Below are 12,583 nucleotides of genomic sequence, written 5' to 3' on the forward strand. Positions count from 1 at the left end.
AGGCTGTACACACAATTCAAGCAAAATTCTTGGTGCAAAAAGGAATAAGGGATTGATGCTTGAAACCCAGATTAGATAAAATTCAGTTTAAATAACTACATGCCAGATATTTTCTTGTTTCTTATATCTTCCCTTTATTTCTCCAACGCCATCAATGGTTAGCGAAGCATTGGTTTCAGAGGGTTCATTCTCTATTATCAGATGTAATTTATTTATGTTTTGAATTCCATGATCAACATGGGCAATAACCGGTTGTTGAATAAGAAAATCTTCATTGTTCATTCTTACTTTTATAAAGCTCTTATGTAACAGTCTATCTTCTAATGGGGTGATATTCATCGGGTCAAAGGATTTAGCAGATATTTTTCCCTCAATATATAAATGAATGCCTGCTTGTTCATTAAACTCTTCAAATGCTTTCATTCTCTTTTCCAGGGCAAAATTAACGACTTCCTCTGTTTCAGGACTTATTTTCACATCAGCCATTGAATCTTCCATATCATCACCTTTATGCTGTTTTAATAGGTCATATAATGTATCTTCTCTATCAAAAAAACTTTCCATCCAGCCTGGTGAAAGCTCCTCCAGTAACAAACACATACACAAACCGGAGCTATAACAACTACTTCTAATACTAGAAGTGGATTCATACTTGTTTATTAGCTGTTGTGCATACTTTTTTAAAACTGAATCGTAATCAAGCGGGCTTTTCTCCGAGTAAGCCTTCAATTCGACATACCACGCAGGTCCCTCGATGGTTTCAATCAAATTTTCATATGTCAGGTACTCATCAATCTTGGCTGCTCTTTTTTCCCTTAGGGCAATGAAGGCATTAAGGTATTGTTTCTTGTTAATTTGGTCATTTTCCAACATTGCACAATAAAGATTTGTTCGTTCCTGATTTCTTAATTCCACATTTTCTTTTGACAACGGATATGTGATTCCCAGCATTTCATCGGGAAACCGTTTTTCATCCTTTATATATTGATAGCCGTGAAACAATTCATGAACCGCTATTGAAAACAAACCTTCATATTCCTTATAGTGATCCATATTAACAATTGCAGTGGGATATTCTTCATACATAATGATTGTGTCAGCAGCAAACTCGGTATCCCACTTTAAAATATGATATGTACATTTTGGATTGTTACTGAATTTAGGATGATTAAATAGATAAACATTACTCTTGTCATATATGGCATAGGCAACAAGTTCAAAACCCGGCCAATAATTTTCCAACTTTGCTTTAACCAAGTCTTCAGCCATTCGATCAAGATGATGAGGCATTCTTTTCCTCCCTCCACTGTTTCCATTCGATTAAAAACATAATATCATATATAACTTACATAAATGCCCAATTTTTTCAATAAAAAACAAAAATCCACTGTAACATATCAACTCATGGGAGTGAATATTCTTACAGTGGCTTTTTCCTGTGGTCACTTTTTAATTTGCCTCGCTGCGTAATGATTGGCCTGAAAACCAGGTAGCGCATGGAAGGTATACTGGACGGCTGCATATACTCCGCATGCAAGGAGGATTCCAGCGAGTGCATCCAATACAGCATGCTGTTTCGTAAATAGCGTGGAGAGGATGATCAGTGTTCCGAATGCAGTGACACTGGCATACTCCCATTTGTGCTCTTCTTTCCGCTTATGGGCGACGATCATCATGATGAATGTGGTCAGTACATGAATACTGGGAAGGCAGTTGACAGGTTGATCATGACTATAGATGAGCCGCATTAACTGGGAAAAGATATCGTTGCCCACGACTTCTGGACGCGGAACTGTCGTTTGCCAAAGGCAATATACAAGAAAACAGAGAAGTTTCCCCGATATCAAACTGCCTAATCCGACGAAATAGTGCTTTCGGTCAACAAAGCAATAGTAAATCAGCAATCCATAAATATACGGATACCAAAGTAAATAAGGAACGGCAAATTCTTTAATAAAGGGAATCTCCCTATCTATTATAGTCGTAACATCGACAGCATGACCTGAAGATTGATTGATGATTGAATAGATGGAACTAGTAATCATCAAAAGTAATAAATAATATAACGGGTGAAAGGATAGTATGGAATTGTTTTTCATAGCTCGCTCCGGCTTTCAATATATTAGTTTTTTTCCAAAGATTATTATACTACATTTTTCACTGGATTAACTCTTTAATCGCTAAAGTTAATGAATCCCATGGACTAGTAAAATGGATATCTCTTACTTTTAATCCGACTAAGAATACATAACGAAAGCCATGGCATATACCACGGCTTGATATGAAACTTATATGCGGGAAGGCAAAAGTGATCAATCCGCCATCTCTAGATTTTGTTATGGCGTTTTTTCCATACATACGTTAAGGAAATGAAGATGTAGATGCAAAGAGTAATGATCGTAACGACTATGGATGTCGTGAAAATGATTCCGATCAGGATCGTTATTAAAGCGATGATCGCAGCCCAAGTCGTATACGGGAACCATTTTACCCTATAGGCACTTGTTTTTCCGGACTGTTGTTTACGTGATTTCAAATGGGCGAAAGCAATGATCAACCAGATGAATAATACGGTATATCCCAACGAACCCATTAGGAAATCGAAGGTCTTGCTTCCAGCAAATAAGGAAATCAATACACCGCCATATAAAGCGGAAGTACACATTAAGATTGCGGGAACAGGTACTTTCCTCTTGGATAAACGGGAAAAGATTTTCGGAACGCGACCATCCACGGCTTGTGTATACAGAACGCGGGATGAACCATACAACCCGGAGTTCATCGATGATATGATCGCTAATAGGACAACGGCATTCATGATATGGTCGGCACCTGGAATCCCGATCATTTGAAAGACCATTACAAACGGACTTTCCTTCACCCCGTTTACTTCGTTCCAAGGAATTAAGCTAACGATGATGAAAAAAGGAATGATATAGAAAGAAATGATCCTGACCAATGTACTGCGAACGGCCTTTGGAACCACCTTTTCAGGATTTTTCGTTTCAGCTAATGTGACCCCGATGATTTCCGTACCGCCATATGAATAGATTACCACCAGCATCGCCGTGATCAAACCTGTCGATCCATTCGGAAAGAAACCGCCATGTTCGGTCAAGTTAGAAAAGCCGACCGCGGTATGATCACCAAAAGTAACGAGCAGCAACAATAATCCAGCCATGATGAACACAATGATGACCGTAATCTTAATTAAAGCAAGCCAGTACTCCGTTTCAGCAAAAACCTTTACCGACAGCAAGTTAACCGCAGTAACCAAAACCGAAACAGCTAATGCCAATATCCAGATTGGATATCCGGGCAGCCAATATTGAAGGAAAATCGCCGCAACCACTGATTCGGCCGCGATATTCAACACCCACATTTTCCAATAAATCCAATCCAGGAAATAGGCAGGATACTTTCCTAAGATCGATTGGACTAAATCCCTGAATGTTCGTGCACCGCTATTGCGGACCGCCATTTCAGCTAAACCTTGCATGATGAATAATAGGATGATGCCTCCTATCAAGTACGCAATGATTACGGAAGGGCCTGCCATATCAATGGCTGAACTGCTTCCTTTAAATAAACCTGCCCCGATGGCACCGCCTAATGCCATCATCGTAATATGCCTTGAAGTCATTGTCCTCTGTAAATTCCGTTTGTCCGTTTCCATATCCTTACCTCCCAAAAATCAAAAAAAGCATATCGTCTCTTCCTTCATAATCAAATGAAGAAAGAGACGATATGCCTTAAGCTTACCGCGGTACCACTCTTATTGGCTCTTTAAAGAACCCTGCTTTACAAACCTTGTAACGAAGGTCAATCGTTAAAACAAAAGAATGGAATCATTCCTATCTTTCGCTTTACCACTCCCAGGCAAGTTCAAAGTATCATTGGACTGCGTTGCACCAACCCGCAGCTCTCTTCACCGAATAATGAGCTTTTACTACTCCTGTTCATTGCGTTTGAAAAATTATATCTGAATATTTTTAATAATATCCCATACTATACGGACTCAAGGTAAATTTGTCAATAACTTTCTTAGGATAATATTTTCAAAGAAACAAATTAGGGAAAATCGTGAAAGCCCTTGATCCAATTATAGGATACTGGCGGACAAATAATATACAAATTCAATAGCACTTAAGGAACATCCTGCGGCTGCAGAATCAAGTGGTAGATAGTCTTAAAAGATGAAAATGAAGAACCCATGATGGTTAAAGCATATTTGCAAGGCTTCCTAAATACAAAGAGTGCACTTTATGGATACCCTCAATTCACCAGTAGTTTCGTAAATTCAACAAATGTTCTTATGACTTATTTAGCAGGTTCCATATAGAAATAAACCCCACTTTTTCCTTGTCTATCGCAGGACTTACTTCACTGGTCACCTAATCAAATCAATATATTCATAATCTCCTAAACGTTTAAAATTCCATCCCTAACCATGATGCAGCCACCATCAGAACCCCAACGACAATCACTATAACCGGTCCTACAACAATTAATCCAAATAGCAGTGAGCCTACTGCGTCCAGGAAGATTCGAAATGGTCCTGCTTTTTCCTTTTTATTCTGTTGCTGCGTCAATAAGTCTTCAAGATGACCGACTTTTTGCTTCAATTGCTGCAACTCTTGAATCACTTTTGTGTCCTGGTCCATGAATTACCACCCTCTTTAATTAACAATAAGTGTCAATTCTATCATTTACATCCATTTTTTAAAAGTGAGATTTAACCTCGAAACCGAATCTATTTTAAAACTATTTTTTCAAATTCTGTCATCAATGATACAATAACATGGTCTGAAATCAATCCACTCTATAGAACACGTGAGGTATTATATTTTTTATGAAAGCAATACGATTATTAAAGAGTTTTAACTTTTTATATTTTGGACTGCTTGCCATTTTCATTCCATTTCTCCCAGTCTATCTGGCTGATCAAGGTTTGCGTCCAGCCCAAATCGGATTCATCATCGGTACAGGAGGTTTTGTCACCCTCATTACCCAGCCTTTATGGGGAATGATCAGCGACAAAACAAGGACTATACGAAAAGTCCTGTTGTTACTCATCTTTTTCTCGAGCGTAATCGGTTATTTCCTCTATGATTCAAGCAGTTATCTTCAGCTCATCCTGTTTGCCATGCTGCTATATTTCTTTCTGATGCCGATCGATCCCCTGACGGAAAGCCTCAATTTTACACTGGCAGAGAAATCCGGGATCAGCTACGGCTCCATCCGGACATATGGTGCATTGGGTTATGCGGTCATATCGCTGATCACCGGCTATGTTATGTCATATTTCGGAGCGAACAGCCTTGCGTTCCTTTTTGCAGGAATAGGTTTGATCAGCTTCATCGTCAGCTGGATGATGCCTGATGCTCCCGTTTCAGGGAAACCTGTCACCTTAAGCAGCCTTAAGCATTTTTTCAGCAGCAAAGAGACGCTTCTCTTTCTATTATTGGTCTTTATCTGTGCTGTTCCAGCAAGGATGAACGATACCTTCCTTGGAGTATATATCCGGGAACTTGGAGGAAGTGCCAAGCTTGTTGGCTTGACCTGGTTCTTGGCGGCGGGAAGTGAAATCGTTGTATTCGCCCTAAGCTTTTGGTGGCTGCGCAAAGGTAAGGAAATCATCATCATTTCGTTTGCAGCAGCATTTTTCTTTATCCGTTATTTCGTCTCTGCGTGGATTACCGATCCACAGCTATTAGCTTATTTGCAAATCATGCAGCTATTGACTTTCCCGATTTTCTACTCAGCGGCCATCCAATATCTATACCGGATTGTTCCAGTGGAATGGCGTGCCACAGGCCAGACCGTACTGGCGCTGCTATTCTTCGGGGTTTCGGGAATCATTGCTTCTTATATAGGCGGAGCCATATATGGAGCATATGGCGGGAAGACCCTATACTTGTTCATTTCCTCCATCTCCTTTGTAGGAATGGTATTCGCTTTGGTTCTTTATCGGATATACGGAACGAGGCTCGATACCGCAGAGGAAGCTGTATAATCTAAAAAAACGGTATAAAAAAGAGCATGTTTTGAATAAAACATGCTCTTTTTACATTCCGTTAGCGAAATAAAGGGGCAACCGTCAACATTAACACAGAGGAGCAAAGCAGTATAGCAGTTGTCCTGTTTGAGAGTTTTACTTGTTTGCCATTTTTATAGAAACCTGAAAATTGAAGCCGGTTTTTATAGAGTACATAAAGTAATGGAAAAATTGCCATACCAACGATCCATCCGCCCGTGGTATTCTCTACGGTTATTCCAAAAATCGCATAGATTGAATGAATGATGAGCCCCATAATCATTCCAATAACGAAAATAATGGTGATTATACGAAATAATTCTAAAATCACTCTTAACATCATTTCACCTGCTTTTTTCCTGTAATCCGTAAAAAAGGCTGCAATCAGCAACCTTGAATGAACTTTACAGGATGGGATGTTTCCCTAAATACACCAAACTTTCCTCTATTGGTAAATAGACGCTCTTTACTCTTCTTCTTGAACGAGCGAATGCTTAAATGCGTAGATCACTGCTTGCGTGCGGTCCTGCACGGCAAGCTTGCTTAATATATTGCTGACATGCACTTTGGCGGTTTTCAGGGCTATGTATAGGTCATCGGCAATTTCCTGATTCGTTTTCCCTTGTGTCATCAGCAGTAAAATTTCCATTTCACGGTTTGTCAATTGATCATGAAGCTGGGTGATTTTTGGGCGACGCAGCTTTTCCATCATTTTTCCCGTCACCTCAGGTTCAAGTATGCTTTGACCCTGGAAAGTGGAACGGACGGCTCTCGCAATCTCGCTTGCCTTTGATGTTTTCAGCATATAGCTCGTCGCTCCGGCTTCCAATGCCGGGTACACTTTTTCATCATCCAGGAAGCTTGTCACAATGATGATTTTCGCTTCTGGCCATTTTTCAATAATTCGTTTCGTCGCTTCTATGCCGTCCATTTCCGGCATCACCAAATCCATTAAAATGATATCCGGACGCAATTCCATTGCCAGTTCTACAGCTTTCGAACCATTGTCCGCTTCCCCGATCACTTCGATATCCGACTGCGCGGATAAATAAGCCGATACCCCTATCCTTACCATTTCATGGTCATCGACAAATAATACTTTAATCATGATGATCACCTCCAGCATTTAATAATGGGATTTTCACTTCAAGTTTCGTTCCTTTATTCGGAACACTTACAATTTGCATCGTCCCGCCTAATTCAACAGCCCGTTCATGCATGTTTTGCAGACCATAAGATCCCGTTTTCGACTCCTCGACGTTAAAACCGATGCCGTCATCCGTTATTCGTAAAATGATCATTCCATCACGGACGATCAATAACACTTCTAGCGAATTCGCTTTTGCATGTCTCAGCGTATTGGAAATCGATTCTTGTAAAATCCGAAACAGATGGTCCTCAATCCCCTTATCCAGAGTGACAGGCTCCATCTTCCAATTTATATCCATCGTCACTTTTTGGGCCAATTCCAAAAGAAGCTCCTTCATTCCTTCATGTAAAGATTTTCCCTTTAATGCAACAGGCCTCAAGTGAAGCAATAGCGCCCTCATCTCAAGCTGGGATTGATGGATCATTTCTTCCACTACCTTGAATTGTTTCATTTCCGTTTTTTCCATATCGGATTGTGATTCGGTGATGGCCGACATGAACATCGAAGCCGCAAACAATTGCTGGCTCACCGAATCATGCAGCTCCCGCGCTAAACGGTTTCGTTCCTGGGAAACGATTTCCTGGATCTGTTTCTCCTGATCAATGGCCTTTTCATTCGCCATTTTTTGCGATAATTTAGTCTGCTCATTGATTTGCTTATAGATCAGTTGCATCCGTTCCTCCATTTTAGCCATCTCTTGAATTGGATACGTTTCCTGTTGCGAGGGTAAGCGGCCCTGTTCAAGGAAATGCAGACCTTCATCCACCCTTTCAAGCTGTCTCTTCCAAAACATCCCCGAAACGACTCCATAAATCAGCCCTACCGTCATGACCAGGCTTGGCAAAAATATGACGAAGGGTAATCCCATGACCACTTTCTCCCACAATACACTCCAATCGGATAAAGGAAAGATGAAGAATACCATCGCCGGCAAAGCAAGGGAAAGAACGAAAGCAACACCAAGGGCAGTCAATATCTGCCGTGTCATTATGCTCATATCCGCTTCACCTCTAAATCGCCAACTAAGATTGAAGTGATGATATGAACCTTGTGATCCGTTTCATTGAACCCTTCTGTTTGGTAGGAATAAATTTGATTAAAGACCCTGGATTCAGGTTTATTTTCAAAAATCCGCGCCCTGCCCGCAATGACAGAATGATGGACCCTGATTTCGATGCCATACGGTACAAGGACGGTGATATTGCCAATGATATTCCTGATCGAAATGACAGCATCGCCTTTCGGTAAAATCGTTTTGCTTAAATCGATAACCGTATCACCGACCCCGCCCTGAACATTCACGGAATTCCATTCATATACATGTCCGGTCGTTTGTTGATGACCAAACAACTTATTTTTAAATAGATAATCGGTTTTCAGCAGTCGTTCCTTATTGATCTTTTCTTCGTCCGAATCATCATTGGTTAAAATGGGACTGACCCAATCAGGATTCTTTTTGGACTGATAATATAAAAACAAAAGATAAATGAGGATCGCCATTAGGAAAAATTTAAAGACGAACATATTCAAGACATTGATGATAAGCGAAATCAGCCCTATAAAAAATAGGATTTTCCCGATTGTCCGTTTTGTGAATTTCCTGCCTAAATAGATGCATCCTATTGAAAAAGCGAGGGAAAAAAGGAGACCTCCACCCGTAAATGCAATCTCTAAAAAAATCAGGACGACTCCGATGAGAAGTATCCATCCCATATAGTCCGTCTTCATCTTGTTCAACATCGGTTCGCCTCCCCTTTATATGATCACGATATTCTTAAAAGGCACAGAAACCCGTGCCTTTTAAGAATACCATGAAATTGTCACGTTCTGACAGCCTGTTTTCCCCCGCCCTCCATTCCAAAAGGCGAGGGGATGACAGCGATGCCTTAAAAAAACTTTACGCTTCTTTCTGTTCCAATTCTTTTTCAAGCTGAACAATCCTGGCATCGATCGTATGCCGATTATAATCTGTATGGACCTGGTGCTCGATGCGATCGATATAATGCTCCATTTCTTCAAACATCGCTACCGGTTTGGCTTCGGAACTGCCTCCGTCCAAAACCCGATTGATCCGGTTGTTTGCCCGGGCAATATTTTCCCTGCCCATCAGTTCCAACCGCTTTAGATGCATATCCTTCAGCTTATGTTTCATTTCTTCATATTTCCGCTCCAGCTCAGCCAACTGAACCTCTGCACTTTTATGCGCCTCTTTCAAACTTTGCGCCCGCTCTTCATAGTGCAGGCTTTCCTTGACAGCAAACTCCATCAAATCGGTCTCTCCCGACTGCTTGGCAATCTCAGCCTGATGCTTACGTTTTTCAGCCAGATTTTGCGCTTGATTATATTCACGCGTAAACTCTTCTTTCAGTAGATACTGACGTTCAAGCAACTTACCGACCTTTTCCGTCTCCTGCTCACATTGACGCAAATATTGATTTAACATCCCAATTGGATTTTTTTGCTCCTTTTTATCCAACAGATCGTGAAAATCAGCCGAAATCGTTTGTTTCATTCTTGAAAATAAATTACCCATTCCAATTACATCCCTTCTATTAGTTCTTATTCAACTCTTTCCACTCTCTTTCAAAATTTGAGAATGGGTCACTTTCTTTCGATGAAGCACTTTCATCATTTTCATTCCATTTTTTATAAACCAGGTAAAGAACATAAGCTGCCACCAGTCCCAATATTGCCGGGATATGGGAAATAGAAACGATCAGCACGATAATGGAGACTGATCCCCACGCAATCTTCGCCCCTGTCGATTCGGACTTCATGAACTGCTTGAACCCAAAGTATAGGATCGCCAAGCAAATCGCCAGGCTGATCAGTGGACCAACGTTCGCCAGCAACAGGAAAAGTGCGATCAGTCCTACAATAAATAAACCAAATTTCTTCATTGTTTTCGTCCTCCTTTCTATGTTTATATCTTATCTACTTTTACAAGTTCGTATAATGAGCCTTAGCTATATTTTCTAGTAAGACTTAAGGCGTAGACGCTGTAAGTCTTATGTTAATGAGGAGGGTGTTTTACTCGGGAATTTGCACCTTACTTGTAAGTTTGAGCGATATATTCGTGGGTTTGAGTGATATATACCAGAGTTTGAGGATATACTCCCGTGTTTCCGCTATTTACTCGTGAGTTTTGCTGTTTTACTCGTGAGTTTGGGCACTTTACTCGTGAATTTGCGCTATTTACTCGTGAATTTTGCTGTTTTACTCGTAAATTTGCATTTACTCCTGAGTTTGGACAGTTTACTCGTGAGTTTTGAAAATAAAAAAATCTTCCGATTGTATATAATCGGAAGATTGGTTAGCTGCCATCATCATTACACATATAAGCCTTCGACGTAGACTGAGGTGATGGTTCGAGATATTTCTTCTACTGAACTTTGATGTTCGTTTCGCACGATTTCCCATAGATACATTTCGTTTGTGAAAAACCATCCTCTTGCGACAAGCTCATGGTTTAGTTCAGCTCTAGCCAGTCCATTTTGCTGTGCATAGGCCACGTCTTTTGAGATTCGCTGAATGAACTTCATGCGGATCGCTTTCCATTTATCTGAAATAATGGTTGATATCCCAATGGCCTGTTCGAAGACCTGCATCATGTTGCGTTCAGCTTCTGCCATTTTCAAAAATGCATTAGCTTGTCTGTTGATGATATGTTTTGCTTCGTCTTTTGATTTTGGAAAGAAAGAGGTCTCGGCAATTTCATAGAATTGCTCCATTACATTTTCCATTAATACAATTAACAGATCCTCTTTCCCTTTAAAATGAACATAGGCCGTCCCGTATCCGATGTTTGCTCTTTTGATCATTTGGGAAATAAGCGCAGCTTGATAACCTTCTTCAAGAAATATTTCCTTTGCAGCTTCCAATAGCTTTTGTCGTGTCATGATCGAGCGTAAATGCCGTTTATCCCCTGTTTTGCCATTCTCCATGCTTATTCCTCCCTTTATCTTCTAGCATAAAGGATTTCCATAAAATAAAAAACATTTGTTGGAATGACAGCTTGAGTGTTTATAATTTTCTGAATTAACTTATTGACACCATGTCATATTCTTTGGTACGATTCTCCTAGAATTTAAAAAAACTAATATAGGAGGATGATTATGGTTTCTGAATATACATTGGATCATGCTAAACAAATGGATGAGAATGATACGCTTAAAGGTTTTCGAGAAGAGTTTTATTTAAAGCCGGATTCTATCTATATGGATGGAAACTCATTGGGGCTTCTTTCAAAAAGGGCTGAACGCACACTTCTGGAGTCTTTGGAAGATTGGAAAGAGCATGGGATTGATGGATGGACGCAAGGGAATCACCCATGGTTTTTCATGGCTGAGAAATTGGGCGCGAAGATGTCCCAATTGGTCGGAGCTTCTCCCGAGGAAGTTATTGTAACCGGCTCCACAACTGTAAATCTGCATCAGCTAGTCGCTACTTTTTATAAGCCTGAAGGAATGCGCAGAAAGATTTTGGCTGATGAATTAACCTTCCCGACTGATATTTATGCTCTCCAAAGTCAGCTGCGTACACATGGATACGATCCGGAAACCGATCTCATCCGCGTGAAAAGCCGTGATGGCCGATTTCTTGAAGAAGATGACATCATCGAAGCAATGACCGATGACATCGCTTTGATCATCTTGCCAACGGTCCTGTATCGCAGCGGTCAAATACTGGATATGAAACGATTGACTGATGAAGCTCATAAAAGAGGCATTGTAATCGGATTTGACGGATGTCATTCCATCGGTGCCATCCCGCATTCATTCAGCGAATGGGATGTGGATTTTGCGTATTGGTGTAATTATAAACATTTAAATGGCGGTCCTGGCGGTGTTGGCGGTTTATATGTAAATCGAAAACATTTTGGGACGATGCCTGGATTGGCTGGATGGTTCGGCTCCAAAAAAGATAAACAATTCGATATGGAACATACTTTAACACCAGCTGAATCAGCAGGAGCGTATCAAATTGGCACGCCGCATGTGTTAAGTTGTGCACCTTTGATTGGGTCTTTGGACATTTTCATAGAAGCTGGAATTGAAAATATTCGTGAAAAATCCCTGAAAATCAATCAATATTTAATGGATTTAGTCGAATTCGAATTGGAAGACATGGGATTTTTCATTGGAACTCCCAGAGAAGACATCCGCCGCGGAGGTCATGTAAGCCTTGAGCATAAAGAAGCTGCACGGATATGCAAGGCATTGAAAGAGAACGGTGTCATTCCCGATTTCCGTGCACCTAATATCATTCGCCTCGCCCCGGTTGCACTCTATACTTCTTATGCGGAAGTTTGGGAAGTTGTACAAATACTCAAGAAAATCATGTCAGAAAAACAATATGAAAAATACAAGAATGAGCGTGAAGTGGTCGCATGACCC

Annotated in this window: 13 protein-coding genes and 1 other annotated feature; of the genes, 2 read left to right on the forward strand and 11 right to left on the reverse strand. The window is 40.6% G+C overall.

Annotation, left to right across the window (positions count from 1 at the left end; genetic code table 11):
• Positions 1-87 precede the first annotated feature (87 nt).
• The 4 genes from NYE65_RS06225 to NYE65_RS06240 all read right to left on the reverse strand — a co-directional run bounded on the left by NYE65_RS06225 (position 88) and on the right by NYE65_RS06240 (position 4,664).
• Positions 88-1,290 (reverse strand): hypothetical protein, encoded by a 1,203-nt coding sequence (locus NYE65_RS06225; protein ID WP_340860047.1) that lies wholly within the window; start codon positions 1,288-1,290, stop codon positions 88-90.
• Positions 1,291-1,442: 152 nt separating this feature from the next.
• A complete protein-coding gene (locus NYE65_RS06230; RefSeq protein WP_340860048.1) occupies positions 1,443-2,099 on the reverse strand; it encodes a phosphatase PAP2 family protein in 657 nt (218 codons plus the stop codon).
• Positions 2,100-2,326: 227 nt separating this feature from the next.
• Positions 2,327-3,676 (reverse strand): amino acid permease, encoded by a 1,350-nt coding sequence (locus NYE65_RS06235; protein WP_098865961.1) that lies wholly within the window; start codon positions 3,674-3,676, stop codon positions 2,327-2,329.
• Positions 3,677-3,735: 59 nt separating this feature from the next.
• Positions 3,736-3,972 (reverse strand) — a binding site (T-box leader).
• 458 nt (positions 3,973-4,430) lie between these two features.
• Positions 4,431-4,664, reverse strand: a complete 234-nt coding sequence (locus NYE65_RS06240) for a hypothetical protein (protein WP_063594544.1) — start codon at positions 4,662-4,664, stop codon at positions 4,431-4,433.
• A 188-nt stretch (positions 4,665-4,852) separates the two neighbouring features.
• Here NYE65_RS06240 and NYE65_RS06245 point away from each other — a divergent pair, with 188 nt between their 5' ends.
• Positions 4,853-6,016 carry an MFS transporter gene (locus tag NYE65_RS06245; protein WP_340860049.1) on the forward strand — a complete coding sequence of 388 codons (1,164 nt, stop codon included), beginning with the start codon at positions 4,853-4,855 and terminating at the stop codon, positions 6,014-6,016.
• Positions 6,017-6,077: 61 nt separating this feature from the next.
• Here the strand turns inward: NYE65_RS06245 and NYE65_RS06250 are convergent, their stop codons facing one another.
• The 7 genes from NYE65_RS06250 to NYE65_RS06280 all read right to left on the reverse strand — a co-directional run bounded on the left by NYE65_RS06250 (position 6,078) and on the right by NYE65_RS06280 (position 11,131).
• Positions 6,078-6,377 carry a hypothetical protein gene (locus tag NYE65_RS06250; protein ID WP_318269855.1) on the reverse strand — a complete coding sequence of 100 codons (300 nt, stop codon included), beginning with the start codon at positions 6,375-6,377 and terminating at the stop codon, positions 6,078-6,080.
• Positions 6,378-6,503: 126 nt separating this feature from the next.
• A complete protein-coding gene (locus tag NYE65_RS06255; protein WP_328177541.1) occupies positions 6,504-7,145 on the reverse strand; it encodes a response regulator transcription factor in 642 nt (213 codons plus the stop codon).
• Entirely contained in the window at positions 7,138-8,184 is a 1,047-nt protein-coding gene (locus NYE65_RS06260; RefSeq protein ID WP_262870626.1) for a sensor histidine kinase, read from the reverse strand. The genes NYE65_RS06255 and NYE65_RS06260 overlap by 8 nt, the downstream gene beginning before the upstream one ends.
• Entirely contained in the window at positions 8,181-8,927 is a 747-nt protein-coding gene (gene liaF, locus NYE65_RS06265; RefSeq protein ID WP_340860051.1) for a cell wall-active antibiotics response protein LiaF, read from the reverse strand. Before liaF ends, NYE65_RS06260 begins: the two co-directional genes overlap by 4 nt.
• Positions 8,928-9,084: 157 nt before the next feature.
• Positions 9,085-9,720, reverse strand: coding sequence for a PspA/IM30 family protein (locus tag NYE65_RS06270; protein ID WP_034309579.1), 636 nt, complete (start codon positions 9,718-9,720; stop codon positions 9,085-9,087).
• A gap of 19 nt (positions 9,721-9,739) precedes the next feature.
• On the reverse strand, positions 9,740-10,087 hold the full coding sequence (locus tag NYE65_RS06275) for a lmo0954 family membrane protein (protein WP_034309581.1): 348 nt from the start codon (positions 10,085-10,087) through the stop codon (positions 9,740-9,742).
• A 429-nt stretch (positions 10,088-10,516) separates the two neighbouring features.
• Positions 10,517-11,131 (reverse strand): TetR/AcrR family transcriptional regulator, encoded by a 615-nt coding sequence (locus tag NYE65_RS06280; protein ID WP_328177538.1) that lies wholly within the window; start codon positions 11,129-11,131, stop codon positions 10,517-10,519.
• Positions 11,132-11,302: 171 nt separating this feature from the next.
• Here NYE65_RS06280 and kynU point away from each other — a divergent pair, with 171 nt between their 5' ends.
• Positions 11,303-12,580 carry a kynureninase gene (gene kynU, locus NYE65_RS06285; RefSeq protein WP_054399874.1) on the forward strand — a complete coding sequence of 426 codons (1,278 nt, stop codon included), beginning with the start codon at positions 11,303-11,305 and terminating at the stop codon, positions 12,578-12,580.
• The last annotated feature ends 3 nt before the right edge of the window (positions 12,581-12,583 follow it).

It is taken from the genome of Peribacillus sp. FSL R5-0717 (genome assembly GCF_038002945.1).
GTDB classification, from domain to species: domain Bacteria; phylum Bacillota; class Bacilli; order Bacillales; family DSM-1321; genus Peribacillus; species Peribacillus frigoritolerans.

What these genes read in the sequence shown, in the direction of transcription:
- NYE65_RS06225 (WP_340860047.1), bottom strand. Translation starts at nt 1,290, where the DNA reads ATGCCTCATCATCTTGATCGAATGGCTGAAGACTTGGTTAAAGCAAAG.
- NYE65_RS06230 (WP_340860048.1), bottom strand. Translation starts at nt 2,099, where the DNA reads ATGAAAAACAATTCCATACTATCCTTTCACCCGTTATATTATTTATTA.
- NYE65_RS06235 (WP_098865961.1), bottom strand. Translation starts at nt 3,676, where the DNA reads ATGGAAACGGACAAACGGAATTTACAGAGGACAATGACTTCAAGGCAT.
- NYE65_RS06240 (WP_063594544.1), bottom strand. Translation starts at nt 4,664, where the DNA reads ATGGACCAGGACACAAAAGTGATTCAAGAGTTGCAGCAATTGAAGCAA.
- NYE65_RS06245 (WP_340860049.1), top strand. Translation starts at nt 4,853, where the DNA reads ATGAAAGCAATACGATTATTAAAGAGTTTTAACTTTTTATATTTTGGA.
- NYE65_RS06250 (WP_318269855.1), bottom strand. Translation starts at nt 6,377, where the DNA reads ATGTTAAGAGTGATTTTAGAATTATTTCGTATAATCACCATTATTTTC.
- NYE65_RS06255 (WP_328177541.1), bottom strand. Translation starts at nt 7,145, where the DNA reads ATGATTAAAGTATTATTTGTCGATGACCATGAAATGGTAAGGATAGGG.
- NYE65_RS06260 (WP_262870626.1), bottom strand. Translation starts at nt 8,184, where the DNA reads ATGAGCATAATGACACGGCAGATATTGACTGCCCTTGGTGTTGCTTTC.
- liaF (WP_340860051.1), bottom strand. Translation starts at nt 8,927, where the DNA reads ATGTTGAACAAGATGAAGACGGACTATATGGGATGGATACTTCTCATC.
- NYE65_RS06270 (WP_034309579.1), bottom strand. Translation starts at nt 9,720, where the DNA reads ATGGGTAATTTATTTTCAAGAATGAAACAAACGATTTCGGCTGATTTT.
- NYE65_RS06275 (WP_034309581.1), bottom strand. Translation starts at nt 10,087, where the DNA reads ATGAAGAAATTTGGTTTATTTATTGTAGGACTGATCGCACTTTTCCTG.
- NYE65_RS06280 (WP_328177538.1), bottom strand. Translation starts at nt 11,131, where the DNA reads ATGGAGAATGGCAAAACAGGGGATAAACGGCATTTACGCTCGATCATG.
- kynU (WP_054399874.1), top strand. Translation starts at nt 11,303, where the DNA reads ATGGTTTCTGAATATACATTGGATCATGCTAAACAAATGGATGAGAAT.